This is a genomic window from Tumebacillus sp. BK434 (assembly GCF_004340785.1).
Lineage (GTDB): Bacteria > Bacillota > Bacilli > Tumebacillales > Tumebacillaceae > Tumebacillus_A.
Map to the genome: position 1 here is coordinate 403,937 of NZ_SLXS01000002.1, position 24,651 is coordinate 428,587.

20 protein-coding genes and 1 riboswitch are annotated in these 24,651 nt (G+C 59.5%); of the genes, 11 read left to right on the plus strand and 9 right to left on the minus strand.

Annotation, left to right across the window (positions count from 1 at the left end):
• Positions 1–4: 4 nt before the first annotated feature.
• Positions 5–1,129: an MFS transporter gene (locus EV586_RS06320; RefSeq protein WP_132944229.1), complete on the minus strand. Its 1,125-nt coding sequence runs from the start codon at positions 1,127–1,129 to the stop codon at positions 5–7.
• Positions 1,130–1,223: 94 nt separating this feature from the next.
• Here EV586_RS06320 and EV586_RS06325 point away from each other — a divergent pair, with 94 nt between their 5' ends.
• From EV586_RS06325 to EV586_RS06335, 3 genes are all read left to right on the plus strand, one after another.
• Entirely contained in the window at positions 1,224–1,646 is a 423-nt protein-coding gene (locus tag EV586_RS06325) for an acyl-CoA thioesterase (protein WP_132944230.1), read from the plus strand.
• Positions 1,647–1,658: 12 nt separating this feature from the next.
• Positions 1,659–3,131, plus strand: coding sequence for a hypothetical protein (locus EV586_RS06330; RefSeq protein ID WP_132944231.1), 1,473 nt, complete (start codon positions 1,659–1,661; stop codon positions 3,129–3,131).
• 139 nt (positions 3,132–3,270) lie between these two features.
• Positions 3,271–4,920 (plus strand): MDR family MFS transporter, encoded by a 1,650-nt coding sequence (locus tag EV586_RS06335; protein WP_481937752.1) that lies wholly within the window; start codon positions 3,271–3,273, stop codon positions 4,918–4,920.
• A gap of 64 nt (positions 4,921–4,984) precedes the next feature.
• Here the strand turns inward: EV586_RS06335 and EV586_RS06340 are convergent, their stop codons facing one another.
• On the minus strand, positions 4,985–5,752 hold the full coding sequence (locus tag EV586_RS06340; protein ID WP_132944232.1) for a DODA-type extradiol aromatic ring-opening family dioxygenase: 768 nt from the start codon (positions 5,750–5,752) through the stop codon (positions 4,985–4,987).
• A gap of 127 nt (positions 5,753–5,879) precedes the next feature.
• Positions 5,880–5,994, plus strand: a riboswitch (guanidine-I (ykkC/yxkD leader).
• Between the two features lie 65 nt (positions 5,995–6,059).
• Between EV586_RS06340 and EV586_RS06345 the strand changes: the two genes are divergently transcribed.
• From EV586_RS06345 to cls, 3 genes are read left to right on the plus strand one after another with little or no spacing between them, the layout of a single operon-like run.
• Positions 6,060–6,401: a DMT family transporter gene (locus EV586_RS06345; protein WP_132944233.1), complete on the plus strand. Its 342-nt coding sequence runs from the start codon at positions 6,060–6,062 to the stop codon at positions 6,399–6,401.
• Positions 6,401–6,715 (plus strand): DMT family transporter, encoded by a 315-nt coding sequence (locus EV586_RS06350; RefSeq protein WP_132944234.1) that lies wholly within the window; start codon positions 6,401–6,403, stop codon positions 6,713–6,715. The genes EV586_RS06345 and EV586_RS06350 overlap by 1 nt, the downstream gene beginning before the upstream one ends.
• Before the next feature lie 13 nt (positions 6,716–6,728).
• Entirely contained in the window at positions 6,729–8,168 is a 1,440-nt protein-coding gene (gene cls / locus EV586_RS06355; RefSeq protein WP_132944235.1) for a cardiolipin synthase, read from the plus strand.
• Between the two features lie 36 nt (positions 8,169–8,204).
• Here the strand turns inward: cls and EV586_RS06360 are convergent, their stop codons facing one another.
• Complete coding sequence (locus EV586_RS06360) at positions 8,205–9,350, minus strand: MFS transporter (protein WP_132944236.1); 1,146 nt, start codon at positions 9,348–9,350, stop codon at positions 8,205–8,207.
• Positions 9,351–9,546: 196 nt separating this feature from the next.
• Between EV586_RS06360 and EV586_RS06365 the strand changes: the two genes are divergently transcribed.
• From EV586_RS06365 to EV586_RS06375, 3 genes are all read left to right on the plus strand, one after another.
• A complete protein-coding gene (locus EV586_RS06365; RefSeq protein ID WP_207893861.1) occupies positions 9,547–10,734 on the plus strand; it encodes a cytochrome P450 in 1,188 nt (395 codons plus the stop codon).
• A 102-nt stretch (positions 10,735–10,836) separates the two neighbouring features.
• Positions 10,837–13,098, plus strand: a complete 2,262-nt coding sequence (gene helD / locus EV586_RS06370; protein ID WP_132944237.1) for an RNA polymerase recycling motor HelD — start codon at positions 10,837–10,839, stop codon at positions 13,096–13,098.
• 17 nt (positions 13,099–13,115) lie between these two features.
• Positions 13,116–13,679: a hypothetical protein gene (locus EV586_RS06375; RefSeq protein ID WP_132944238.1), complete on the plus strand. Its 564-nt coding sequence runs from the start codon at positions 13,116–13,118 to the stop codon at positions 13,677–13,679.
• A gap of 33 nt (positions 13,680–13,712) precedes the next feature.
• Here EV586_RS06375 and EV586_RS06380 read toward each other — a convergent pair whose 3' ends face one another.
• The 5 genes from EV586_RS06380 to EV586_RS06400 form a co-directional block, all read right to left on the minus strand.
• Positions 13,713–15,632, minus strand: coding sequence for an FtsX-like permease family protein (locus EV586_RS06380; protein ID WP_132944239.1), 1,920 nt, complete (start codon positions 15,630–15,632; stop codon positions 13,713–13,715).
• Positions 15,607–16,377: an ABC transporter ATP-binding protein gene (locus EV586_RS06385; protein ID WP_132944240.1), complete on the minus strand. Its 771-nt coding sequence runs from the start codon at positions 16,375–16,377 to the stop codon at positions 15,607–15,609. Before EV586_RS06385 ends, EV586_RS06380 begins: the two co-directional genes overlap by 26 nt.
• A gap of 92 nt (positions 16,378–16,469) precedes the next feature.
• Entirely contained in the window at positions 16,470–17,459 is a 990-nt protein-coding gene (locus EV586_RS06390; protein WP_132944241.1) for a sensor histidine kinase, read from the minus strand.
• 2 nt (positions 17,460–17,461) lie between these two features.
• Positions 17,462–18,163, minus strand: a complete 702-nt coding sequence (locus EV586_RS06395) for a response regulator transcription factor (protein ID WP_132944242.1) — start codon at positions 18,161–18,163, stop codon at positions 17,462–17,464.
• A 57-nt stretch (positions 18,164–18,220) separates the two neighbouring features.
• Positions 18,221–19,726 carry an MDR family MFS transporter gene (locus EV586_RS06400; RefSeq protein WP_132944243.1) on the minus strand — a complete coding sequence of 502 codons (1,506 nt, stop codon included), beginning with the start codon at positions 19,724–19,726 and terminating at the stop codon, positions 18,221–18,223.
• A 181-nt stretch (positions 19,727–19,907) separates the two neighbouring features.
• Here EV586_RS06400 and EV586_RS06405 point away from each other — a divergent pair, with 181 nt between their 5' ends.
• Entirely contained in the window at positions 19,908–20,759 is an 852-nt protein-coding gene (locus EV586_RS06405; protein WP_243652950.1) for a M15 family metallopeptidase, read from the plus strand.
• Positions 20,760–20,805: 46 nt separating this feature from the next.
• On the opposite strand, the gene hppD is transcribed toward EV586_RS06405, so the two are convergent.
• A complete protein-coding gene (gene hppD / locus EV586_RS06410) occupies positions 20,806–21,930 on the minus strand; it encodes a 4-hydroxyphenylpyruvate dioxygenase (protein WP_481937753.1) in 1,125 nt (374 codons plus the stop codon).
• 273 nt (positions 21,931–22,203) lie between these two features.
• On the opposite strand from hppD, the gene helD (EV586_RS06415) reads away from it, so the two are divergent.
• Entirely contained in the window at positions 22,204–24,513 is a 2,310-nt protein-coding gene (gene helD, locus EV586_RS06415) for an RNA polymerase recycling motor HelD (protein ID WP_132944245.1), read from the plus strand.
• Positions 24,514–24,651 lie beyond the last annotated feature (138 nt).

The window sequence follows — 24,651 nt, forward strand, 5'->3', positions numbered from 1 at the left end:
TTTTTTATTTGCGGGTGATCAGCGCGTACAGCAGTCCGCAAAACGACAGTGCGGCCATCACAACGTACAGCGCAGGCCCGCCCAGCCAGCCGAAGATCCAGCCGCCGAGCCAAGAGCCGATCATGCCGGAGAAGCCGAAGAACAGGATCGCAAGCAGCGTCGTCCCCGTCGCCTGCCATTCCGGCGGGACGGTGCGGTTGAGGTACTGCAGGGCGGCGGTGTAGAAGATGACGAACGTCACGCCTTGCATCACTTGCAGGAGGATCACCGCAGTAGGCGTCGGCAGCAGCGCGCAGAGCAGGAAGCGCACGGTGTAGAGCAGGGCGGCGAAGGCGATCCACCTGGTTTCGCTGCCCGCTTTCAAAAGCCGGGCGGAGAGGGCGAAAAAGGTGATCTCGCTGACCGCCGCCACGAACCACGCCACGCCGATCTGCCCGGTCGAAGCGCCGAGGCTGTGCAGGTAGACGCCGAGGAAGCTGTCGTTCATCCGGTGCGGCAAGGCGGTGATCATCACCAGTACAAAAAAGACCAGCGTCTCGCGGTTTTGCAGGAAGGTCAGGAAGTCTTTCCACGCGAACTTCTGCGAGCTCGCCGTCACATCGGGCAGCAGAAGCGCGATCAACAGCGCCGCCGCGCCGTAGCCGAAAAACAGCCAGGCGAAACTGCCGATGCCAAGATAGGTCGACACCGCCCCGGCGAGCAGCGACGTCGAGGCATAGCCGATCGCGCCAAACATGCGCACCGATCCGAACGGCACGCCGAAACGGTCGGCGAGGCGGTAGTTCATGCTTTCGGTCAGCGGGTCGGTCGGCAGGTAGAAGAAATAGAGCAGGAGCACCAGCACGGCCAGCCAGGCCCCTTGGGGCAGGGAAAACGCGGCCGTGCCGAGCAGCACGGAGAGGCCGAGCGTGAGCAAGAGCACTTTTTTGACCGTGCGGGTGCGGTCGCTGACATACCCCCAGAACGGTTGGGAGAGGATGCCGATCAGTGAACCTGTCCCGATGATGCCGCCGATCTCGCCGGCCGACACGCCCTGTTCGGAGAGGTAGACGGGCAGAAAGGAGATGAACAGCGAGAGCAGGGAGAAGTAGGCGTAGTTGTACGTTTTTAAGGCGCGTAAGGAATACATCTGCAGGCTCCTTGTGTTGAGATGACAAACTGTTACGTTATTGTAGCATAAAGGGTATGATAGAGAGAGCTGATCACCCAAGGAGGAAATGTCTGTGTACCAACTGGAAGTGGCTGTGCGTTTTAACGATTGTGATGCGTTGGGGCATGTGAACAATGCCGTCTACTTTACATATTTTGAAGAGTGCCGCAAAGAGCTGTTCCGCGTGTTCAACCCGGAGCTCGACACGCACAACTGGAACCTGATCGTCGCCTCGACCAAATGCGATTTTCTGGCCGAAGCGGTGTACGCGCAAACTCTGACCGTCTACGGCTGGGTCGGCAAGCTCGGCTCGTCCAGCTTCGAGGTGGAGCACGCGATCGCCGATGAGCAGGGCAACTGGGTGGCGCGGGGGAAAGCGACGCTGCTCGGGTATGATTTTAACGGGAAAAAAGCGGTGAAGATGTCGGACGAGATCCGCGCGAAACTGACAGCGCACAGCGCAGGTCCGGACGGCGTTCCGGAGATGCGCAGCTAGCGGAGGGGCGCCATGCTGGAGACGGGGAGCAGACGAACGGGAAGCAAGCCGGGCGTTTCGACGCCTGGCGCGAGGACAGTCAGTCGGTCAGGGGGTGCGGGACACGCCGCACAGCTGAAGATCTTGCAACTGCAAAAGACGATCGGCAACCGAGCCGTGCTGCAACTGCTCCGGGCGCAGCAATCCGCGACGAGTTCGCAGCCGATCCAGCGTGTGATCGAGTACGATCCGGACAGTGCGACGAAGGAAAAGCATCAATATCCCAGCACGTGGACGCGCATGCTCAAACTCAAATCCAAAGCGATGAAAAAAAGGGCATGGGATACCCACGGCTTGGCCGAGGCGGTGTTGAATAAGATGGGGTACGCCGGGGTCGAGGAGAAGAAGCTGCAGGACATCTGGGGCAAGGTCGCCAAAGATGAGAATCAATCGTACAACATGTTCGAGGACCAAGAAGAGCTGGCTCAGGAGATGGCCAAGCGCTATGTGCGGTCGAAAAAGTCGCAGGCCGGCTTTCAAAAGCGCTCCGGGGAGACTTCAAAAATGCTCGCCCATCTGCGGAGCAAGGAAAAGCGGTTTATTTTCAAAAACAGCCCGAAGAACCCGATGATGATCATGAAAGACGACGATCTGTCCAAGTTCAGCTATGACCCGGCGACGTCGAAAGAGGATCAGATTCAAAAGCAGCTCTCCACCGTGCTCCTGCACGAGCTTCCGGGCGGCATCGAAGTGCAGGCTGCGCTGGCGAAAAACAAAAGCGACGTGCTGGTGTCATCCAACATGAACGCGGAGAATGGCAAGATCGAAAGCGAGCTCGGCATCACCGGCACGGAAGACATCCTCGACTTGGCGGCCGACCTGCTGGAACATCACAATCTGGAAAGCACCAAGCGCGAGGATGCGATGAAAGACCATGTGATGCGCCATGCGCTCAAGCTGTACGACCGGCTGAAAAATTATTTGAACGATGACGCGACCGTCACCGTGCCGGCCGATGTCGACGTAAAATTCGACGGCCGGCATGCGGAGATTCGCATTGAGAAGAGCGCGCAGTGGAACAAAGACGACTATCGTTTGCCGACGGGCACTAAATATCCCTGCATGGGCTGCCGGCTGTATTTTCACTCCTCCGGCCACGACACGGGCAATCGAATGGGCGGGCTGTGGGTGACCAACTCCGCCTTGTCGACGCAACTGCTGCCCCAGCTGGAAAAAGGCATCAAGATCGGGGCGCTGGGCAAAGAGTTGGAGACGGTGGCCAAGCTGCTCGCCACACAGTATCAGCAGATGATCGATCAGCATGACGTGAAGATGGGCCGCGGGAAAACGAAAAGCGGCGAATACACGTTTGACCGCCAGGCCGATTCCGAGTCGGAGCTCGATGACACGGCTTACGATCGCATCCGGGAAAACATCAAAAAGCGGAAACGGAAACGAAAGGTCAAAGACAGCGTCGGCGGGCATAAACATGCCCATACGCACTAAACGGAGGGCGGTGTCAAAAAGTGGACGCCGCCTGTTTCGCGTTTGGTGATTGACAGTGACCCGCGGGTCATTGTATGATTTCTGCATGCCGTGACTGACCCGTCAGTCATTACGAACGTATGTAGAAGAGGTGAGAGACATGACAACAAATGCTGCAGAAGCAACTGTCGATAAAATGGATTTGACGCAGCCGAGCCGCAAGCGGACGCTGGTGATCATCGGCCTGATGCTGGGGCTGTTTTTTGCGTCGCTCGACCAGACGGTCGTCGGCACCGCGATGCCGACGATCATCGGGAAACTGGGCGGGCTCGATCTGCTGACGTGGATCACCACCGCCTACCTGCTGACCTCGACGGCCGTCGTGCCGATCGCCGGGAAGCTGGCCGACCTGTTTGGCCGCCGCGTGATCTACCTGATCGGGATGGCGGTGTTCATCATCGGTTCCGCTCTGTGCGGGATGGCGGAGAGCATGACGCAGCTCGCGATCTACCGCGCCATTCAGGGCCTGGGCGGCGGGATCTTGATGCCGCTGGCGATGACGATCATCGGGGACTTGACGACCGGTGAATCGCGCGCGAAGATGCAAGGCTTGTTCATGGCCGTGTTCGGCCTGTCGTCGCTGGCCGGCCCGCAGGCGGGCGGCTGGATCGTCGCCCACTTGAACTGGCATTGGATCTTCTTCATCAACCTGCCGTTTGGCCTGCTGGCGATGGTGTTCATCGCGATGGGGCTGAAAAACGCGCATGTGAAAAAGAGAGTCATCATCGACTGGGCGGGCATCGGCACGCTGGTCACCGGGATCGTCTCGCTGCTGCTCGCGCTGTCCTTTGGCGGCAACAAGTACGCGTGGGATTCGGCGGAGATTCTCGGCCTGTTCGGGCTGTCGCTCGTCGCGCTGGTGTCGTTTGTGTTTGTGGAGCTGAAAGCGAAAGATCCGGTGATTCCGATGGGGCTGTTCAAGAACAGCATCTTCACCACCGTCAACATCATCGGCTTCCTGATGAGCCTCGGCATGTTTGGTGCGATGATGTTCATCCCGCTGTTCATGCAAGGCGTGGTCGGCATGTCGCCGACCGAGACCGCCACGGTGATGACGCCGATGATGATCGGCTCGATGATCGCGTCGATCATCGGTTCCCGTCTCCTGTTCAAATTCGGGCTGCGCCCGATGCTGATCGCCGGGATGGGGATCATGCTGACCGGCTTCGCGCTGTTCCTGTCGCTCGGTTTCGATACCACCCAGCTGCGTGCATCTGTCTACATGGTGATCATGGGCGCCGGGATGGGGGTCATCATGCCGTCGCTTGGGATCGCCGTGCAGGAGTCGTTCCCGTCGGAGATTCGCGGGACGGTCACTTCGGCGACGACGTTTTTCCGCTCGATCGGCGGCACCGTCGGGATCGCCATCCTCGGCACGCTGTTCAACAGCAAGTCGATCGACCTGATCGGCAACAAGCTCGACGCGACCTTCCAAGGCTTCGGCCCGCAAGGAGCGGCGCTGCTCGACATGGCGCACAGCAACCCGCAGGGACTCTACTCCTCGCTGCTCTCCGACACCTTCCTCGGCAGCCTGCCGGAGCAGGTGGCCGGGATGTTCTCCGCACAGGTGGTGCCAGTCTTGAAAGACGCGCTGCTCTCGTCGCTGCACAACGTGTTCGAAGTGTCGATCTGGTTCCTCGCCGCCGGTCTGATCGCCGCGTTCTTCACCGGCAAGATCAAGCTCTCCGCGCCGGCGAAAAAAGGCAAGAAAGAAGCGGCTGTGCAAGCAGAGGAAGCGCCGCAAGTATAAGCATCATACAGCTGCAAGCTGGCAAGAAAAAGGAGTTCTGCATTCAGGCAGAACTCCTTTTTGCTTAGAACGCCAGCGACAAGTAGCTCAGCGTGCCGAGCTCGTAGCTGCGGTGGATCACTTGCGGGGCGGACGAGTGGTCGCCCGCACCGGCGGCGAGGAAGAGCGGCACGAAATGCTCCGGACGCGGCACGGCGAAGCGGGCGTGCGGAGCAAGCGACTCGTAGCGGTGCAGCGCGTCGCGGTCGCCCGCCTGGAACTGCGCAAGCAGCCAGTCGTCAAACTCGACCGCCCACGGCTCCGGCTCGGTCTGGTCCCACTTGATCATGCGCAGGTTGTGTACCGTGACCCCGCTGCCGATGACGAGAATGTCTTCCGCACCCAAGCCTTGCAGCGCCGCGCCAATTTTGAACTGCGCGTCAGGCGGCAAAAAGGGGTGAACGGAGATCTGCACGACCGGGATGTCGGCGTTCGGGTACATCCGGCGCAAGAGCACCCACGACCCGTGGTCGAGGCCGCGCGCGGTGTCTTTTTGCACAGGGATGCCCTGCTGTTCAAAACGCGCGATGACCTCATCGGCGACCGCAGTCGAGCCTTTGGCCGGGTACTTGATCTTGTACATCTCTTCGGGGAAGCCGTAGAAGTCGTAGATCGTGTCGTACACGTCATTGTGATAGGACACTGTCAGAGTCTCTTGTTCCCAATGGGCGGTGAAGATGACGATCGCCTTGGGGGTATATTGAGCGCCGAGCTGGGTCAGGAAGCGGGCGTATTCATTATCTTGGATGGCAAGCAGCGGCGAACCGTGCGCCAGAAACAGTGCTGGAACCATGGAAGTTCCTCCTTGGGGGATAATTTGTTTCCTTCATATAGTTAGTTTACAAAAGAAACAGACTGTGCGTCAAGAGTGGTTGACAGGAGCGGCAGGAGTGGCTATAGTAGAGTGAAAATTGCATGGTTCACCCGTTCTCTAGGGTTCCGCGATTGGGAGGATTTCAATCGGGCTGGTCCGAGAGGGAACGCACCGCAGGCGTTCGCCTGCCGTGTACACGGAGGGATAAAAGCCCGGGAGGATATCGACTTTTGATATTCGGCCGGGCTTTTTTGCATGGTAAAAGAAGAAAGGAAGTGGCGAACAGATGAATCGGACATGGATGCTGGTGCTGATCGCGGCGGTGTTCGAAGTGGGCTGGGTGATGGGGCTGAAGCACGCCGCGACACCGCTCGAATGGACAGGGACGGCGGTCGCCATCGCGATCTCGATGTGGCTGTTGATCAAAGCGTCGCAAACGCTGCCCGTCGGCACGACCTATGCCGTCTTCACGGGACTTGGCACGGCGGGGACGGTGATCATGGAGATGGCGGTGTTTGGCGAGCCGTTCCATATCGTGAAAATGCTGCTGATCCTGCTGCTGCTCGGCGGCGTGATCGGCTTGAAAGCTGTTACGGGAGCGAAGCAAAGCGAAGGAGGGGACGCGTAATGGGCTGGATCTATCTGCTTCTGGCCGGCATCGGCGAAGTGGTCGGCGTGGCCGGGATCAACCGGGTGAATCGGAAGAAAGATTGGAAATCTTATGCTATCCTTATGGTAGGATTCCTCGTCTCCTTCGGCTTCCTGACGCTGGCGATGGAGTCGATCGCGATGAGTACCGCCTATGCGGTCTGGACCGGGATCGGCACGGTGGGCAGCGTGCTGTTAGGCATGCTGTTTTATGGGGAATCTAAAGAATGGCGCCGCCTGCTGTTCATGAGCATGGTGCTGGCGGCCGCTGTGGGACTGAAATTGATTTCCTGACTGAGGTGTTGGCATGGGGTGGGGATGGGCAGTGGCGTCAGACGTATTTTCCTGGCTGCCGCTGTTGAATGTGTTTTTTGCGTTTGCCGTCATTTTTCTGGAACGGCGCAATGTGTCGGCCACTTGGGCCTGGCTCTTGGTGCTGTTCGTACTGCCAGGGCTCGGGTTCCTGCTGTACTTGTTTATCGGGCAGAACCTGCACCGGCAGAAAGTCTATCGGGTGAAAAACATCACCGAGTCGAAGCTGCTCGAAGGCGTGCTGATCCAAGCCAGCCATCTGGACAACTACCAGGGGCTGCAGGAGTACCGCTCGCTCGTGCATCTCAATCTGGTCAGCAACTACTCGTTTCTGACCCAGGACAACGCGGTGACGATCTATTCTTCCGGGCAGGAGAAATTTGAAAGCTTGATGCAGGAGATTCGCGATGCGAAACAGCATGTGCATCTGCTTTACTATATGATCAAACGCGATGCTCTCGGGATGAAGCTGCTCAACTTGCTGATCCAAAAGGCGCGGGAAGGCGTCGAGGTCAAATTGATCTACGATCATGTCGGCTCCGGCGGCATCTCGCGGCGCACGTTTCGGCGGCTGACCGAAGCGGGCGGCGAGGTGCGGTCGTTCTTCGCTTCGAAGATCCCCTACCTCAACCTGCGCCTGAACTTCCGCAATCACCGCAAAGTCGCGGTGATCGACGGGCGGGTCGGCTTTGTCGGCGGCTTAAACATCGGCGATGAATACCTCGGGCTGGACAAGCGGTTTGGCTACTGGCGGGACACGCACCTGAAATTGAACGGCAGCGCCGTCTATCAGCTGCAGGGGCAGTTTTTCCTCGACTGGTTCGCCGCCGCCGGGGAAGAGGTGCGCTTGGAGCGGCGCTTTTTCCCGACGTTGCACCCGGCCGGCCAAACGGCCGTCCAAGTCGTCGCCAGCGGCCCCAACTCGGAGCTGGAGCACATCCGCAACGCCTATCTCAAGCTGATCTATGAAGCGAAAGAGAGCATCTGCCTGCAGACGCCGTACTTCATCCCCGATGAGGACGTGCTGAACGCATTGCGCATCGCCGCGCTCTCCGGCGTGAAAGTCCGGCTGATGCTGCCGCTGAAAGCGGATCACCGCCTCGTGCAGTGGGCGTCGCACTCCTATGTCGGCGCGCTGCTTAAAGTCGGGGTCGAGTGCCACTTGTACGACCGGGGCTTCCTGCATGCGAAAACGATCGTCGTCGACCGCAAAGTCGCCGCCGTCGGGACGGCGAACATCGACAATCGCAGCTTTCGGCTGAATTTTGAGATCAGTGCCTTCTTGTATGACGAAGCGGAAGCGCGCAAGCTGCACGAGCTGTTCGAAGCGGACCTGCAGGACTGCATCACCTACACCTTTCTGCAGTATCAAAACCGCTCTCGCCTGCACCGGATTCGCGAATCGCTGGCGAGGCTGTTGGCGCCGCTCTTGTAAGGACAGAGAAAAAGCCCCGATCAGGGGCTTTTTGCTTTATGCGGCTTTCGCTTGCGGCAACAGGCGCTTGAACAGCACCAAGGTGATCAAGAGTCCGGCCACCGCCGAGGCGGTGCAGACGCCGAACAGCCAGCGGTAGCCGAGGTATTGCGAGACGAAGCCGAGGATGACGGTGCCAAGCCCGATCCCGAGGTCGAACGCGGTGAAGAAGGATGCGTTGGCCACGCCTTTGCGGTCGGCCGGGGCGAGGCGGATCGTCGCCGCCTGCAGGATCGGCTGCACCGAGCCGAAGCCTATGCCGTACAAGATCGCCGTCGTGACCACCGCGCCGAGCCCGCCGGCCAGCGACAGCACGATCAGCGAGAGGATCATCAGCACGACGGCCGGCACCAGCACGACCGGCTCGCCATGGCGGTCGGACAGCTTGCCTGCGATGGGGCGGGTCACGGTCAGGGTGATCGCGTAGACGAGGAAGAACGTCCCGGCATTCACGCGGATCGACTCGGCGAACAGCGGCAGGAACGATGTGATGCCGCCATAGGTCACCGCGAGGAAAAAGGTCAGCACCATCATCGGCAGCACCGATTTTTCGAACAGCACGATCTTGCCCTTGGCGCCTTGCCGCTCAAACGGCATCTTGGTGCGCAAAGCCAGCACAAACGCGCCCAGTCCCAACACGGTCGTCACGATGAACAAGGTGTCGAACGACGTGGTGTCCAATACCCACAGCCCGATCATCGGCCCGAGCGCCATGCCGACCGTCATCGACAGGCCGAACCAGCCCATGCCTTCGCCGCGGCGCTGCGGCGGGATGATGTCGGTGACCGCCGTGCCGATCGCCGTCGTCGAAGCGGCCCATGACACGCCGTGGAAGATGCGCAGCAGGATCAGGAGCCCAATCGCTGCGATCCAGTCGTACAAGAGCATCGTCAACGCAAACAGCAGCAGGCCGTACAGCACAAACGGTCGGCGCCCAACCTGGTCGAGCAGCCCGCCGACAAACGGGCGGATCACGACGGCCGACAGGGTGAACAGCCCGATGACGATGCCGACCTGCGACGGCGAGCCGCCAAGCTCGGTCACGAATAAGGGCAAGGTGGGGATGAGAAAATAAAAGCTGGTAAACAACAGCAGATTCGCCAGCGTCATGCTGACGAAATTCCGCGTCCATAAACGGTTCATAGTCAGCCTCCATAACTATTTCGATATACTAAACATACATAAATATATAGGAATTCAAGGTGAGCCGCAAGTGTGCTTCGACACAGTACTAGTATCTGTCGGTGCGGCCGAAAAATCGGAGGGATTGACAGGGAGCTCCGAATGGAGTTTATTGGAAATGGGAGCGACATATGAAGCACCAGAGGGAGGAAACCTGATGAACAACGCACCACTGCGACGCCGCGGGCTGATGCTGTCACCGCAAGGGCTGGTCCAGGCGAAAGAGCCGGGGGAATGGCAACAGGCGATGCGCGCCGCGTCTCCTGTGCATTTTGATGAAGCGCGCGGCTGTTGGGACGTGTTTTTGTATGAAGATGTGCTGACGGTGCTGTCCGACTACAAGCGCTTTTCCTCGGCGCGCAACCTCCAAGGCCAGCAGGAAACGCTGATCAACATGGACCCGCCAAAGCACATGCGCTACCGCACGTTGGTCTCGCAGGCGTTCACGCTGAAAGCGGTGCAGAATCTCGCCCCGCGCATCGAAGAGCTGGCCCGCGAGCTGATCGACGAAGTGCTGGACCAAGGCGAGATCGACCTTGTGGAGAGGATCTCCTTCCCGCTGCCGGTCATCGTGATCGCCGAGCTGCTGGGCGTGCCGAAGGCGGACATCGACAAGTTCAAACACTGGTCCGATCTGATGGTGCAAGGCGTCGATCTCTCGGCGGGTGAAGATTATCAGACGCTGATGCGGGCGAAGCAACAAGCGATGGGGGAGCTCCACCAGTATTTTGGCGCGATCATACAGGAGCGCCGCATCCGGCGCGAACAGGATATGATCTCCGCCCTGCTCGACGCCAAAGTGGATGATCAGCATCTGGAGCTGCCGGAGCTGCTCTCGTTCTGTTTCCTCTTGCTCGTGGCAGGCAACGAGACGACGACCAACCTGATCACCAACTCGATCTACACCTTCCTCGAAGACCGCACCCGCTATGAGCAGCTGTTGAACGACCGCTCGCTGCTCACAGGCGCGATCGAAGAAGTCTTGCGCTTCCGCTCGCCGGTGCAGTCGATGAGCCGCATCGCCGCAGCCGATCTGGAGCTTGGCGGCCGGCAGATCAAGCAGTGCGATGAGCTGATCGCCTGGATCGGGTCGGCCAACCTCGACGAGCGCAAATTCCCGGACGCAGACTCCTTCCGCATCGACCGCACGCCGAATCAGCATCTGGCGTTCGGGCACGGCGTGCATTTCTGCCTCGGCGCGCCGCTGGCCCGCTTGGAAGCGCAGATCGCGCTGAACGCGATTTTGACGAAGCTGCCGAACTTGCGCCGCGTGGATGGGCAGGAGCCGCAGAAGATCGCGTCGCCGATCGTGTACGGGTTTAAGAACCTGCAGGTTCAATTTTAATCAAATTGCGAATTGCACCTGTTGCCACAGGTGCTTTTTTGATATACTGAATAGGCGATTTTTGGAAAACTGCAGATATCTAAAGGGGGAAAGTGAATCGGTATGACGATTAAACTCCACCGCGATTATGGTCAGGAATGTACTCGATTGGCTGATACGAAAGGCTACATTGAGTACGTCCTGCATGAGAGCGAGCACAACGAGAAAGCGTTTCGCGAAAACATCAAGGAGGCCTACGCCAATCTCAACTCGCTCGACGGGTCGGAAGGCTATATCGCGCTGCTGACCAACGTGCAATTCTTTGAAATGACGAGAAGCAACATTCGCCAACTGCAACAAGTGCAGCAGAAGCCTTACTTCTGCCGGATCGACATCAAGCCGGACGACACGGAGCGCGTCCAGCCGCTCTACATCGGCAAGGCGTCCTTGTTCCGCCCGGACACGCAGGAGCCGGTCATCGTCGACTGGCGCTCGCCGGTCGCCAACGTCTACTACGAAGGCCGCATCGGCGCGGTCACTTACGAGACGGCCACCGGCACGGAGCAGGCCGAGTTGCACTTGAAACGCCAATACACCATCGAAGACGGCACACTGCACGACTTCCGCGACATCGACATCACGACGCGCGACGAACTGCTCCAGGAATCGCTCGGCGGCAGTGCGGACAGCCGGTTGAAAGACATCGTGTCGACGATCCAGGAAGAGCAGAACCGCGTCATCCGCGCCGACATGCACCGCCCGATGATCGTCCAAGGGGCGGCCGGGAGCGGAAAGACCACCATCGCCTTACATCGCATCGCCTACCTCATCTACACGTACGGGGATCGTTTTAATCCCGACCAGTTCATGATCTTGGCCCCGCACCAGCTGTTCCTGAAATACATCGCCGACGTCCTGCCGGAGTTGGGCGTGGAAGCGGTCCGCCAGACCACCTACCTCGATTTTGTGCAGGAGAACATCGGCAAGAAGCTCAAGCTGACCGACCCGAATGAAAGGCTGTTCCGCTTTTTGGAAGGCGGCGGCGATGCCGATCTGCTGCGTTTCGTCTCCCGCTTCAAAGGGTCGGCCGTGTACAAGCAACTGATCGACACCTACCTCGCAGACGTGGTGCTGCGCACGAAGCCGGAGCGGGACTGCAAGCTCGGCAAGCGCGTGATCGCCGGTGCCGAAGAAGTCGCGAAGTTCATCCGCGAAGACTATGCGCACATGCCGCTCTACAAGCGGGTAGAGAAAGTGCGCAAGATCCTGCAGGACCGCTTGAAAGTGAAAAAGAAGCAGCTGCTCAAAGACATCCACGACCACTACGACGAGCGGCTGGAAGTCGCCCTCTCGCTGCAAGATCCGGCCCGGCGCAAAGCGAAAGTGGTCAAGCTGATGGACGACCGCGAGAAGCTCTTAAAACGGGTGGAAGCGGACGCCAAAACGCTGGTCAAAGAGTACATGGCGCAGTTTGGAAAAATGGACCTGGCCGCGCACTACCGGGAGTTTCTGCAGCGGGACGACCTGCTGTCCACGGAGATGTCAGAAGCTGAGCTGCGCTATTTGCAGGAGCATTCCCTAGGCTTGCTCGGCAAGAAGCGGATGGAGCTGGAAGACACGGCAGCGCTCCTGTACCTGCAGCATCAGCTGTACGGGCTGCTGACCGAAATGAAAGTGCGCAACCTCGTGATCGACGAAGCGCAAGACTATAGCATTTTCCAACTGCTCGCCTTGAAAGCGGTGCTCGGCTCGGAGATGTTCACGATCCTCGGAGACTTGTCGCAAGGGATCCATTCCTACCGCGGCGTGGAAAGCTGGGAGGCGGTGCTGCAGACGGTGTTCCCGGGCGGGAACTGCCAGTACCTCGTGCTGGAGCAGAGCTACCGGACGACGGTGGAGATCATGAACCTCGCCAACCGTGTGATCGTGCATTCACAGACCCCTGGCCTCGTGCTCGCCAAGCCGGTCGTGCGCCACGGAGACGAGCCGCGCCAGGCGGTGTTCGCGGAGCAACAAGAGCTGGTCGCAGAGCTGCTTGCGGACGTGGCGCACCTGAAGGCGGACGGGATGAACTCGATCGCCGTGATCGGCAAAACGATGGCGGAGTGCAAGCAGATCAAAAAATGGATCGATGCGCTCGGCACCGAGCTGTCGGTCACCGTGCTCGATGAGAAGGAAGACTATTCCGGCCACGATCTGGTCATCGTGCCGTCATACGTGGTGAAGGGGCTGGAGTTTGACGCGGTGTTTATCGTCAGTCTGGACGAGGAGTACACGACCGCTGAGCTCGATGTGAAGCTGCTCTATGTCGCGATGACCCGACCTCTGCACCGCATGTTTGTCTATTCGATGGCCGGGAAGACGCAGCTGTTGGATCTTTTATAAAGAAAAGGTGGGGGCTGATGGAAGTGAAAAAACGCGAACGGTGGGCGCTCTTGCTGGTGCTGGTGCTGACCGTCTTGTTCGGCGGGCTGTACTTCGCCGAGCGTTCGGAAAATGCCAAGTTGTGGTGGCTGATGAACCAAAACGAAGCGAATCAGTTTTTTCCAGCGCTCGCTTATCTGCAGGATTGGGAAGCCCGGCTGGACAGCAGCATGCCATTCCCCCCTGAAATCCTGCAAGCAAATCGGGATTCACTCTCGCGATCAGCCCTCTCGCTGCAGGAGGTGGTTACTTTCCGTTCCTACCTGTTCGACGAGGACGCGTTCAAACACCCGTCCCATCTGACAGACTTCATGCTCCGCACCGACCGCCAGCTCTCGGCGATGATCGACGGGGGCGGGCAAGAGTATGTTGCGGATATAAAAGCAACACTGCACAAGATCAACGCCGTCACCCGCGAGGTGTACAACTTCGACTCGGGCCTGACCAGTGAGCAGTGGGATGAACTGCGCGAGATCGGATTTTTGCAAGATCAGCGTCTGGTCGACTGGTATACAAAAGTAGAAGCCGCCATAGCCCCCTAGCGCAGATGCGCAGGGGGCTTTTTCTTGCGGTGGTCAGAGCATCACTTTTTTCAACTGCGACAAATAGCGGCCGCGGATCAGGAAAAAGTAGAGCAACTGCGCGGCGGCGAAGAAGCAGATGCCGATCAGCGCGGAGCCGATGATGCTGGTCAGGCTGAATTCGCTTTTGAGCAGGTTCAGGCAGATCAGCGTCTGCAGGGCGGAGATCAGCACCGGGATGAAGAACAGGGCGGCCATCTGGATGGTCGCGGCGCGCTGCATCTCGCGGACGCTGACCCCGATCTTCGACAGGGCGCGGTAGGAGATCTGGTCCTGCTGCAGGTCGGTGTACAGGCGGAAATGCAGGAAGGAGGCGGTCGACAAGGAGAAGATGCCGGCGATAAATGACCCGATGAACATCAGCAGGCTGGCCAGCTCCTTCACGCCCATGTACGTCTCGGCGCGCGAGAACAGCAAGCCGTGCGCTCCGTCTTGGTCGAGCAAGTCGCGGTTCTCCTGCACCCATCGCTTGCCGAGCACGACTTCCTGCGCGTCTGATGCGGGCAGTTTGCCCGTCGACCAGGCCGGGATGTTGAAGTAGATCGTCAGGCTGTCCCGCGACTCCGACTCCAGGGCGGCATCGCGCAGCTTGGCAAAGTCGGCATCGGACAGGATGAGATACAGTCCGTACTGCTCGATCTTGGCGGCGGATCGCTCCGTGATCTGCAGCTGCAGATCACCCGGGCTGGTCGTCACCCGGTCGGGCGGTTCGATGGCGTTATCGGAAGCGCCTTGGACGAGCGCTGCTTCCCCGTGGCGCAAAGGCGCAAGCGGCGGGTAGTCCAGCGCGGCGGCGAGCTTGTTGAACTCCGATACGGACAGGAACTCCGGGTAGAGGTTGTCCACCTCGACCACCCGGGCATGGAAGCTGTTGACCGGGATCGCCTGATACTCGAGCCCGGCCTGTTCCAGCTTGGCTTTGAGCTGTTGCACCTCTTGTTCCCAGGCATCCGGCGAGTTGGCCAGATAGGTCAGCTCGACCGGATTCTTGCGGTAGACTTCTTCGTTTTGCTGTTTCAAAGCGAGCACGATGCCAAACGAGGAGCAGGCCATCGTCATCACGATCGTGACGAGGAAAAACATCCGGGCGTTGTCTTTGATCTTGTACGCCATCTCCGACACCCAGAGCAGGTGCGCCCCGCCCCAGACGAAACGGAGGTTTTGCTTCAGCAGGCGCATGAAAAAGACGCTGAGTTGGCTGAAGAACAGATAGGTGCCCCACATGCCCAGCACGAGGATCGGCAGGAGGGTGATGCCGGTCAGGTCGGTGGTCAGCAGATACAGAGCGGTGCCGAGCGCCAGCACACAGAGCAGCGACCAGAACCAGGACGCTTTCGGCTCCGGCTTCGGCTTGTGGCTGCCTTGGAGCAGGTCGAGCACTTTCGACTTGCGCACCAAAGCGACGGCGAGCAGCGAGATCGAAAGAAACAGGGCGAAAAAGGCGCCCGCCGTCAACAGCACCGCTTCCCAGGACAGGTAAAACGGCAGCTCGTTCATCTCCAGCGCATAGGCGCCGAGCAGCAGAAACAGCTTGGACAGCACCAGCCCGGCCGCGATGCCGATCACGATCGAGGCGGCGCCGATGATCAGGTTCTCCAGCAAGAGCAGCGTGTTGATCTGGCGCCCGGAAGCGCCGAGAATGGTCAGGACGCCAAACTCTTTTTGCCGCACTTTCAGAAACGAGGAGATCGAATAGAGGACAAATAAAAATGAGACGGCAAAAATTACATACTCGCCCGCTTTCATCCCGAGCTTCGCGCTGCCGCCAATGTTTGACGCTTCGAGGCCGGGATGAAAGTAAAACATCGCATACATGAAAAAGATCATCACCGCAAACGCGCTGCTCAAGAGATAGGCGGAGTAGGCGCGCAGGTTGCGCCGGACGTTGTTAGAGGCGAACTGCAGAAAATTCATGGGCGTCCCCTCCTAAAAACGACAGCATGTTGAGAATCTCTTGGAAAAAGGTCTGCCGGCTCGCCCCGCGGTGAATCTCGTTGATCAACTGGCCGTCTTTTAAAAACAAGACGCGGTGGCAGTAGCTCGCCGCCAACGGGTCGTGCGTGACGAGCAGGGTGGTCGTGCCTTCGCTGCGATTCATCGTCGCCATCGCTTCCATCACGCTTTTCGACGACTTGGAGTCGAGCGCCCCGGTCGGCTCATCGGCGAGCAACAGCGACGGGCGGTGAATGACGGCGCGGGCGATCGCGGCGCGCTGGCGCTGGCCGCCGGAGACTTCGAAGGTGCGCTTGTTCAGGATGTCGGTGATGTTCAGCCGCTCGGCGATCTCATGTAGCTTGGTCTGCATGTCGCGGACGTTGTGGCGGTCGAGCGTCAGGGGCAGGACGATGTTTTCGGCCAGGGTCAGGGTGTCGAGCAGGTTGAAGTCCTGAAAGACGAAGCCGAGGTTGCGGCGGCGGAACACGGCGAGCTTGTTTTTGCGCAGGTGGTACGGGTTGCTGCCGTTGATCAGCACATCGCCTGACGTCGGGGTGTCGATCGTCGAGAGCAGATTGAGCAAGGTGGTCTTGCCGCTGCCCGACGGGCCCATGATGCCGACGAACTCACCCTTTGGCACGGAGAAAGTGATATCGGACAAGGCGCGGTACGAGACGTTGCCTTCGTAGATTTTGCTGACGTTTTGCACGTGAAGCAGTTCCATCTTTCCAGCTCCTTTCCGGAATGGTTCCGGTTGATAGCTCTACTGTACAGGAGATGTACGGTCTGGAACTATCGAGCAACCTTGCAACAACCTTACATCGGTGTAAGGTTGTGAAAGCAAAGCCGGACCGTCGTGCCCTGCCCCGGCTCCGAGTCCAGCTCGACGGTGTGGCCGAGGCGGTCGCAGATCTGTTTGACGAGGTACAGCCCCATGCCGGTCGACTCGGGAAAACGGCGGCCGTTTTCGCCGGTGAAGTAAGCGTCGAACACGCGCTTGTGATCCTGCACGGGGATGCCGACGCCCTGGTCGGCCACTTCCAGAAAGGCGATCCGGCCGAGCCGGTGTGCGCGGAGCGTGACTTTGCCGCCCGTGTCGGCCGAATAGCGCACGGCATTGGTGACGAGCTGGCCGAGCAGAAATCCGAGCCATTTTTCATCGGAGTAGACGAGCAGATCGGAGGGGATCTGCAATTCCGGGAAGATGCGGCTGCGGATGAAGTACGCTTTGTGCTCGTTGATTACGTTGCGGGCGAGCTGCTGCAAGGAGACAGGCTCGACGTGGAAGTCGTGCTCAAAGGCGTCGAGGCGCGAGGTGTACAGCACCGTCTCCAAGCCTTGGCGCAGGCGCTCCGTCTCTTCGCGGATGCTGTGAAAGATCGGCTCGTCCTCCTCTTGAATCGTCAGGTGGATCACCGAGAGCGGCGTCTTCATGCCGTGCACCCACTGGTTGATAAACGTCACATGGTCGCGAATCCGCCGCTCGTAGCTGTGCAGTTCGCTCTGGTACTGGCGGTACTGGGTGCGGAGCAGCTCGTCCAGCGCTTCGGCCGCCGGAGCGTCGCCGAGATCTTGAATCGAGTGGTCGAGCGTGCTGACCGGACTTTGCAGCCGCTGGTAAAAGGCGGCGAGTCGCCAGTAGCGCCAGGCGAGATAGAGCAGGAGCAGGCAGAAGGTCAACAGCGCATCATACAGCGCCAGCCAGACGTCGAGGCGCCCGGACAGACCGAGCAGGAGCAAGGTGACGCCGAGCTGGGCGAGGTAGAGCAGGCAGAGCGGGGCGTGGTCGCGGAGAAATAGCTTCATCGCTATACCCCTGCCGTCCAGTTCACCCGCAGCAGGTAGCCGTTGCCGCGCACCGTTTCGATCGCGTTCTCGATGCCGAGCTCTTTGAGTTTTTTGCGGACGCGGGTGATGTAGACGTTCAGCGTGTTGTCATCGACATAGACCCCGTCGTCCCAGAGCTGGCTGAGCAGCAGGTCGCGGGAGACGACGCGGTCGCGGCGTTCGAGCAGGGTCTGCAGGAGCAGCGCTTCTTTGGCGGCCAGTTCAACCGACCGCTCGTCGAAGCTGAGTTTGAGCCGCTCCGGGAAGAGCTGCAGCCCGTCCGCCGCCACGGTCTGCTCTTTCTGCACAGAAGCGTACGAGCCGTAGGCGCGGCGCAGTTGGGAGTTGATCTTGGCGAGCACGACCTCATAGTGAAAGGGCTTGGTGATGTAGTCGTCCGCGCCGTTCTCCAGCGCCATCACCTGATCCATCTTGCCGTCGCGGGCGGAGAGGAACAGGATCGGGCAGCGCGAGAGCAGGCGGATCTGGCGGCACCAGTAGTAGCCGTCGAACTTGGGCAGGTTCACATCGAGCAAAACAAGGTCGGGTTGCACCTGCTCGAACACGGCGAGCACGGCGCTGAAATCGGTCGTTTGCACGGCCTGATAGCCGTATTTTTCGAGATGGGAGGCCAGCAGCCCGGCGATTTTTTTGTCATCTTCGACGATGAGGATTTTGAACATCGGACATCTCCTTTCCGCCGCTTGTAAAAGAAGACCGGCACAGGGCCGGTCTTCAGCTTAGCTGTCTCGTTTTTGATCGAGCAGGCGCGCATTGCCCATCGCCAGGGCGAAGGCGAACGCGAGCGCTGCGGCCAGCACCGTCCAGAGGAAGGTGGTGGCGATCGACGAGGAGAGCGCGTCGGTGATTTTATCCAAGATCGGTGCGGGGATCTCTGCGCGCGCTGCCGGAGAGAGGATGGCGCGCGGGTCGTTGCTGGTGCCGCCCGGGGCCTGGCCCATGCCGGCGAACGTCTCTTCGAGCTTGGCGGTGAAGGCGTTGCGCTGGATGATCCCGAAGATCGAGATGCCAAGCGTCATGCCGAGCGTCCGCAGGAAGGAGTTGGTCGACGTCGCCTGCCCGCGCTGGCGCATATCCATGCCGTGCACGGCCGCAGCAGGCAGCACGGAGAAGCCGAATCCGACCCCGAAACCGGTGATCACCATGTACAAGGTGAGCAGCAGGTTGGTCGTGTCCGGGCTCAGCGTGGACAGCAGGTACGTGCCGAGCAGGAACAAAAGCCCTGAGAAGACCATCACGGTGCGGTAGGGCAGCTTGCCGGTGATCACGCCGCCAAGCGATGCGGCGATGACCGAGCCGACCGTCATCGGCAGCAGGATCAGGCCGGAGTTGGTCGCCGAGCCGCCCATGACGCCTTGGACGAAGATCGGGATGTAGATCGTGGCGACGATAAACGCCGCGCCGGAGAACACGCCGACCATGTTCGAGGTGAAGAACAGGCGGCGTTTGAACATGCCAAAGGAGATGATCGGCTCTTCCGCTTTGCGCTCGACGAGCAGGAAGAGCAGGGTCAGCACGGCAAAGCCGGCGAACAGGGACAGGATCTGCGCCGAGCCCCAGGCGTACTGGTTGCCGCCGAGCTCGAGCCCGAACATCAGGCAGATGACGGCGCCGATCAGCGTCAGCGCGCCGAAGTAGTCGATCTTCTGCTTGGAGTGTTCGACCGACTCTTTGTAGTAGACGGCGATCAGGATCAGGGACAGGATGCCGACCGGGATGTTGACGTAGAACACCCAGTGCCAGGAGATGCCTTCGGTGATCCAGGCGCCGAGCAGCGGGCCGAAGATGCTCGACGTGCCGAAGACCGCGCCAAACAGGCCGGTCATCTTCCCGCGCTGCGCCGGCGGGAAGAGGTCAAAGATGATCGTGAAGGCGATCGGCATCAAGGCGCCGCCGCCGATGCCTTGGATCGCGCGGTAGACCGCGAGCTGCGTCATCGTCTGCGCGAGACCGCAGAGGATCGAGCCGGCGAGGAAGACGATCAGGCCGAAGATGAAGAAGCGCTTGCGGCCGTACATGTCGGACAGTTTGCCGAAGATCGGCATGCCGGCCATCGAAGCGACGAGGTAGGCGGACGTGACCCAGACGAACTGCTCCAGACCGCCGAGATCTCCGACGATGCTGCCCATCGCCGTCGCCACGATCGTGTTGTCCATCGCAGCCATCAAAATGCCGAGCAGCAGGCCTGCAACGACAAAGCTCATTTTGCTTTCTCTTGCCACCATAAGATAACGACCTCTCATTCCGTAGTTGTATAGAGGAAAAAAACGGGTACGATTTCCAGACGATTTATTATAGCCTTTGCCAAGATGTGCCTGCAACTGCCGCGGACGTGGTAAAACTAGCTTTTTACTGGTATCCTATTAGACATGACAACACACCGAATCAAACAGGAGGTACCAGACCTTGACCTATAGAATGCGCACGGCCGGACTGTCCGCACTGCTGCTCGCCGCCCTGGCGGTCAGTGGCTGCGACACGCTGACCGCCCAGACCAAACCGCCCACTCCTCCGGTCGGCCAGCAGAAGCCTGACGACAAGCCGACCGAGACGCCGGTGCCGACCGATCCCGCAGAACATCAATCGCAGGAGGAATCGCCTGCCAAAGAAGATCCGTCCAAGCGGCCGACCGAGCCCACAGGATCGCAAAAACCGCCCGAGCAGCCGAGCAAGCCGGTCGCCGGAGCGCCGAACTCGCTGACCGTGCTGGTCAACAAGCAGGTCGGTCTGCCGGACGACTTCCAGCCCTCGAACCTGATCGACGACCCCAACTTGCATTTTCTGGCCGGGGGCGGCGGGGAGAAGCGGCTGATGCGCGCCGAAGTCGCCGCCGCGCTGAAGCAGCTGTTTGCGGCGGCCGAGCAAGACGGCCAGTACTTGAGCGTGGCGTCGGCGTACCGCTCGCATGCGACGCAGACCTCGCTGTTCAACTACTACGTCCAGACTCAGGGCGAGGCGGAAGCGCGCCGCTACAGCGCCGTGCCCGGCCACAGCGAACATGAGACGGGACTGGCGGTCGACGTGTCGGGCCGCGATGGGAAGTGCGCGGTGGAAGACTGCTTCGCCGACACGCCGGAAGCGAAATGGCTGGCCAAGAACTCGCACAAGTTCGGCTTCATCATCCGCTATCCGAAAGGCAAAGAAGCGGTGACCGGCTATGCCTACGAGCCGTGGCACCTGCGCTATCTGGGCGTCGACGCGGCGACGGCGATCTACTCGCAAAACACGACGATGGAAGAGTACTACAAAGTAAAATAAGCGCAAGAAAGCCGATGCCCCTGGGCATCGGCTTTCTTGTGCGCGGTTAGAGATTGCCGCGCTTGGCCTGTTCGCGCTCCATCGCTTCGTACAGGGCGCGGATGTTGCCGTCGCCGAAGCCGCGCGAGCCTTTGCGCTGGATCAGCTCGAAGTACAAGGTCGGGCGGTCGTGCACCGGGTGGCAGAAGATCTGCAGGAGGTAGCCTTCGTCATCGCGGTCGACCAGTACGTTCAATTCGTTCAGCTTGTCGAACGGCTCGTCGATCTCGCCGACGCGCTCCGGCAGCAGGTCATAATACGACTGCGGCGTGTACAGGAAGCGCAGGCCGTTGTTTTGCATATGCTCAATCGAGGCCATGATGTCATGCGTCAAAAAGGCGATATGCCCGATGCCCGGACCCTCGTTGTATTCGATGAACTCGGAGATCTGCGAGCGCCCTTTGCCCTCGGCCGGCGAGTTGATCGGCAGTTTGATCCGCGAGTTGTTGTTCTGGGAGACTTTGGTCATCAAGGACGAGCGCTCGGTGGAGATGTCGTCTTTGCTGAACGAGCTCATCAGCTGGAAGCCAAACACCTTGTCGTAAAACGCCACCCACTCGTCGTTGTCCTCGACGAAGACGGCGAGATGGTCATACGCGACGATGCCGGTATTGGTGTCGCTGCCTTTTTCAAACTGCTCGACATAGCCCGGTGCAAAGATCCCTTGGTATGCTTCCCGTTCGATCAAGGTGTGCACCGTGTCGCCAAACGCCGCGACGGTCGCCTTTTTGTACACGCCGTGCTCGTCGTGCTCTTCGGTCGGGGCTTGGACGGAGGTGGCGCCGCGCTCGATCAGCTTGGCATAGGTCGCTTCGAGGTCTTTGACGCGAAAGGCGATGTCGCGCACGCTGTCGCCCTTTTTGTGCACGAACTGGGCGATCTGGTGGTCCGACTTGTACGCGCAGGAGATGACGAGGCGGATGTCCCCTTGTGCCAGCACGTAGGAGGCGCGCTCGCGGTTGCCCGTCTCCAGGCCGCTGTAGGCGATGATGTCAAAGCCGAACAGCTTGCATAAATAAAAAGCGGTCTGCTTCGCGTTGCCCGAATACAGCTCCAGATAGTCGATGCACTCGATCGGCAGCACGTCCTGCCCTTTCTGAAGATCAAGAGTTGCATGCGAAGACATAAGCAATTCCTCCTGCCCTGATTATTAATTTTAATTATATGTATCTACTATATTGCGGTCAACCTAAATGATTGAATTTAACTTTATCGATAAACGATTTGACTCACAAAAAAACGGAGACGCGTCAGCGCCTCCGTTGCTTGTATTTGACAGGATGCTATGCTAAAATGAAAGTTGGTCACCAAGAAATTACTTTTAAAAAAGATTTACCCAATAATATCTTACCACAAAACGCCAGAGTTTGTCAAACCTTTAGACAAAGAAGTGGGGGCGGATGGCATGAGCATCACCGAACAAGAGTGGCAAAAGGAACAGCAGCGCGTCGACCGGGTGACGACGGAGATCAGAAAACGCACGGAGCAGCTGCAGGAACAGGTCGGCCTCGTCAAAGCGGACATCGTGGAAATCCGCAAAAACTTCTGGGATGACGTCAAAGTGAATTTTGAAAATGCGGTGGAAGCGGCGGAGACGGTGGCCAGCATGCGGCAGCAGTCGGAAGTGCTCGGGGAGCGCGAACGCCAGCACCGCCATGCGCAAAAGGAGCTGAAGAGCCTGCTCCGGCTGAAGGAGAATCCGTATTTCGGCCGGATCGATTTTGCCGAGCCGGGCGAGGGGTTGCAGGAGATCTACCTGGGCACCGCCTCGTATTTTGATGAGGAGAGCGAGCAGTTTCTCGTCTTTGACTGGCGCGCGCCGGTCTCCTCCCTGTACTACGACTACTCGCCGGGTCCGGCCACATACGAGACGCCGGGCGGCACCGTCGAAGGCACGATGGAATTGAAGCGGCAGTTCATCATCCGCGACGCGGTGATCAAAAGCCTGTTCGACACGGGCGTGACGATCGGCGATGAGCTCCTGCAGCAAGTGCTGGGGCGCCATTCGGACGCGCAGATGAAAAGCATCGTCGCGACGATTCAAAAGGAGCAGAATCGGATCATCCGCAACGAGCGCAACCGCCTGCTGGTCGTGCAGGGCGCGGCGGGCAGCGGCAAGACGTCGGCGGCGCTGCAGCGGGTGGCGTATCTGCTCTACCGCTATCGGGAGTGGCTGAGCGCCGATCAGATCGTGCTCTTTTCGCCGAACGACATGTTCAACAGCTACATCGCCACCGTGTTGCCGGAGCTGGGCGAAGAAAATATGCAGCAGACGACGTTTCAGGAATATCTGGAGCGGCGCTTGGGGCGCCAGTTCGAGCTGGAAGACCCGTTTTTGCAGATGGAGTATGTGCTGACCGCGATGGAGGAGCCGGGCTATGCGGCGCGCGTAGAAGGGATTCAATATAAAGCGTCGGTCGGGTTTATGCGCCTGTTGGAGCGCTATGCCAAGCAGCTTGGCGACAGCGGGATGGTGTTTAAAAACCTCAAGTTCCGCGGTGAGCAAGTGATCTCGGCGGAGCAGATCGCCGCCAAATATGCGGAGTATGACACGGCGATGTCGATCCCCAACCGGATGCGCCTGCTCACCGAGTGGCTGTTGCTGGAGCTGGAGACGGCAGCCGAAGCGGAGATCGAGAAGGACTGGGTGCAGGAGGAGATCGATCTGCTCGACAACGAGGAGTATCTGAAAGCGTACCAGCACCTGCGCCGCCAGAAGCGCTTCCGGGAAAACACGTTCGATGATTTTGACCGCGAGCGCAAGGTGCTCGGCGAGATGGTGGTGCGCAAGAAGTTCAAGCCGCTGCGCACAGGCGTGAAGCGCCTGAAGCACCTCGACGTGACGGCGATGTACCGCCAGCTGTTTGCCGACCCGGAACTGGCCGGCCGGCTCGGGGCGGAGCTGCCGCCGGAGTTTGCCGAGTTCGCCCGCCAGACGGTGGAAAAGATGCGGGAAGGCGAGCTGTATTATGAGGATGCGACGCCGTATCTGTATCTGAAAGAGCTGCTCGAAGGCGTGGAGATGAACACGCAGGTGCGCCATGTGTTTGTCGACGAGGCGCAGGACTATTCGCCGTTCCAGTTCGCTTTTTTGAAGCGCCTGTTCCCGCACGCGCGGATGACGGTGCTCGGCGACTTGAATCAGGCGATCTATGCGCATGCGCAAAAGGCGGACGGCTTCGGCCCGCTGGCCGATCTGTATCCGGAAGAGGAGCGGGAGCTGATCGTGCTGCGCCAGAGCTACCGGTCGACGCGCCAGATCGTCGACTTCACCCGCAAGATGATGCCGGGCGGGGAGGAGATTCAGCCGTTCAACCGCGAAGGGGAGGAGCCGACCGTCACGCGGGCGGCCGATGCGGACGATCTGACGGCGAAAGTGCTCGACCGCCTGCACGAGCTGCAGGCGGAAGGGCACCGGACGGTGGCGGTGATCTGCAAGACGGCAGAGGAAAGCCGGGCGGCCTATGAGCGGCTGCAGGGGCGGGTCGAGGTGAAGCTGATCGGCAAGGAGACGGTGCATTTCGAACCGGGCCTTGTCGTCATCCCGGCCTATCTGGCGAAGGGCGTGGAGTTCGATGCGGTGATCCTCTATGACGCTTCACAGGAGCGGTACGGCCGGGAAAGCGAGCGCCGGCTGTTCTACACGGCCTGCACGCGGGCGATGCATGAGCTGCATCTGTTTTACATCGGGGAACCCAGTCTGTTTTTAGCGTGAACAAAGCCTCCTGACCGGTGCGGTCGGGAGGCTTTTTCGGTTTCTATCAAATTGTAAAAATTGTAATCTTGGAATTTTTCAATCTTTCGTGTCTCGATGTTAATTTAATATGTTACAATAGCTCTGATAATTACAGGA

Excerpts from the sequence above, each read along its gene's own strand:
- EV586_RS06345 (WP_132944233.1), top strand. The coding sequence starts at position 6,060 with ATGAATCGGACATGGATGCTGGTGCTGATCGCGGCGGTGTTCGAAGTG.
- EV586_RS06390 (WP_132944241.1), bottom strand. The coding sequence starts at position 17,459 with ATGAAGCTATTTCTCCGCGACCACGCCCCGCTCTGCCTGCTCTACCTC.
- EV586_RS06340 (WP_132944232.1), bottom strand. The coding sequence starts at position 5,752 with ATGGTTCCAGCACTGTTTCTGGCGCACGGTTCGCCGCTGCTTGCCATC.
- EV586_RS06365 (WP_207893861.1), top strand. The coding sequence starts at position 9,547 with ATGAACAACGCACCACTGCGACGCCGCGGGCTGATGCTGTCACCGCAA.
- EV586_RS06360 (WP_132944236.1), bottom strand. The coding sequence starts at position 9,350 with ATGAACCGTTTATGGACGCGGAATTTCGTCAGCATGACGCTGGCGAAT.
- EV586_RS06375 (WP_132944238.1), top strand. The coding sequence starts at position 13,116 with ATGGAAGTGAAAAAACGCGAACGGTGGGCGCTCTTGCTGGTGCTGGTG.
- EV586_RS06335 (WP_481937752.1), top strand. The coding sequence starts at position 3,271 with ATGACAACAAATGCTGCAGAAGCAACTGTCGATAAAATGGATTTGACG.
- cls (WP_132944235.1), top strand. The coding sequence starts at position 6,729 with ATGGGGTGGGGATGGGCAGTGGCGTCAGACGTATTTTCCTGGCTGCCG.
- EV586_RS06385 (WP_132944240.1), bottom strand. The coding sequence starts at position 16,377 with ATGGAACTGCTTCACGTGCAAAACGTCAGCAAAATCTACGAAGGCAAC.
- helD (WP_132944237.1), top strand. The coding sequence starts at position 10,837 with ATGACGATTAAACTCCACCGCGATTATGGTCAGGAATGTACTCGATTG.
- helD (WP_132944245.1), top strand. The coding sequence starts at position 22,204 with ATGAGCATCACCGAACAAGAGTGGCAAAAGGAACAGCAGCGCGTCGAC.
- EV586_RS06320 (WP_132944229.1), bottom strand. The coding sequence starts at position 1,129 with ATGTATTCCTTACGCGCCTTAAAAACGTACAACTACGCCTACTTCTCC.
- EV586_RS06380 (WP_132944239.1), bottom strand. The coding sequence starts at position 15,632 with ATGAATTTTCTGCAGTTCGCCTCTAACAACGTCCGGCGCAACCTGCGC.
- EV586_RS06395 (WP_132944242.1), bottom strand. The coding sequence starts at position 18,163 with ATGTTCAAAATCCTCATCGTCGAAGATGACAAAAAAATCGCCGGGCTG.
- EV586_RS06350 (WP_132944234.1), top strand. The coding sequence starts at position 6,401 with ATGGGCTGGATCTATCTGCTTCTGGCCGGCATCGGCGAAGTGGTCGGC.
- EV586_RS06330 (WP_132944231.1), top strand. The coding sequence starts at position 1,659 with ATGCTGGAGACGGGGAGCAGACGAACGGGAAGCAAGCCGGGCGTTTCG.
- EV586_RS06400 (WP_132944243.1), bottom strand. The coding sequence starts at position 19,726 with ATGGTGGCAAGAGAAAGCAAAATGAGCTTTGTCGTTGCAGGCCTGCTG.